The sequence below is a fragment of the Streptomyces sp. CO7 genome (assembly GCF_053474865.1).
On the sequence record NZ_JBRIOU010000004.1, the window covers coordinates 748,290 to 749,602 of the forward strand.

The window sequence follows — 1,313 nt, forward strand, 5'->3', positions numbered from 1 at the left end:
TTGTACCAGCGCACCCTCCGGCGGCCCAAGGCCCGCCGGTCCCCACCCGACCCGGGAGGACCCCCATGCTCTTCGGCCGTACGACGCCCGTGATGGTCACCGCCGACCAGGCCCTGCCCGGCCGCGCCGCGCCGGTCCTCACGCCGGAGGCCGCCGGGGCCCACACCGTCCTCGGCACGCCGCTCTTCGACCACCCCGAGGGCATGGCCGTGGCCGACTTCGCCCTCGGCTGTTTCTGGGGCGCCGAGCGCAAGTTCTGGCAGCTCCCGGCCGGGGTGTGGACCACCCTCGTCGGCTACCAGGGCGGCTTCACCGAGAACCCCACGTACGAGGAGGTCTGCTCGGGCCTCACCGGCCACACCGAGACCGTCCGCGTCGTGTACGACCCGGACGTCCTCTCCTACGAGGCCCTGCTCAAGACCTTCTGGGAGTCCCACGACCCCACCCAGGGCCACCGCCAGGGCAACGACGTCGGCACCCAGTACCGCTCCGCCGTCTTCACCCACACCCCCGAGCAGGCGGCGACCGCCGAGGCCTCCCGCGCCGCCTACCAGCAGGTCCTCACCGAGGCCGGCTACGGCTCCGTCACCACCGAGATCGAGCCCGCCGCCGCCCACCCCTTCTACCCGGCCGAGCTCTACCACCAGCAGTACCTCTCCGACGCCAAGAACCCCAACGGCTACTGCGGCATCGGCGGCACGGGCCTGTCCTGCCCGGTGGGCGTGGCCGCGGCGCCGGACGCCGGCTGAGCAACGCGGTCCCTCGTTCGCCTCACCCGTTCTAGCGGTGGGGCGACGGGACCGCCCCGATCTTCTGACGTATCCCTCGCCGGCCGGGCCCCCGTCGTCCTCGGCACGCTCGTACCGGAGTTGGGCAGGAGACGCGTGGCGAGCCTGCTGAGCGCCTTCGGAGCCCTCGTCCGGACGGGCACGGCCTGACGGCGGTTGCCCCCGGGTCAGTTCCGGCGTCGCACCGCGCGGTACTCCCGCAGCCGGGGCGTGCGGACGGCGGGGAGGCGGACCAGGGTGGCCTCGAAGGCATCGGGGTGTTCCGTCAGCACGCACCAGGGCAGCGGGGGCAGGGCATAGTCGTCCCGCAAAACGCCCCTGGGGAGGACGCCGGTCGCGGGGCGCGGCGAGGTCTCGCCCGGGAGGGCGAGGTACGCCCACACCCCGCTGTCCAGCGGCACCACGGCCCCGTCGTCGCCGGACGCTCGCCACGGCTCGCCCGTGACGGGGTGCCGGGGGACGAGGAGGACGTCGGGACGGGGCCGCGGCGTGCCGATCCCCGGCCCGGCCAGGCCGACCGAGCGG

1 protein-coding gene and 1 pseudogene are annotated in these 1,313 nt (G+C 74.8%); one reads left to right on the forward strand and one right to left on the reverse strand.

Annotated elements, in window-relative coordinates:
• The first annotated feature begins 65 nt into the window (after positions 1–65).
• Complete coding sequence (gene msrA / locus ACOV8S_RS16210; RefSeq protein WP_448318520.1) at positions 66–749, forward strand: peptide-methionine (S)-S-oxide reductase MsrA; 684 nt, start codon at positions 66–68, stop codon at positions 747–749.
• A gap of 206 nt (positions 750–955) precedes the next feature.
• Here the strand turns inward: msrA and ACOV8S_RS16215 are convergent.
• Positions 956–1,313: pseudogene (locus ACOV8S_RS16215) on the reverse strand (hypothetical protein); the annotation flags it as partial.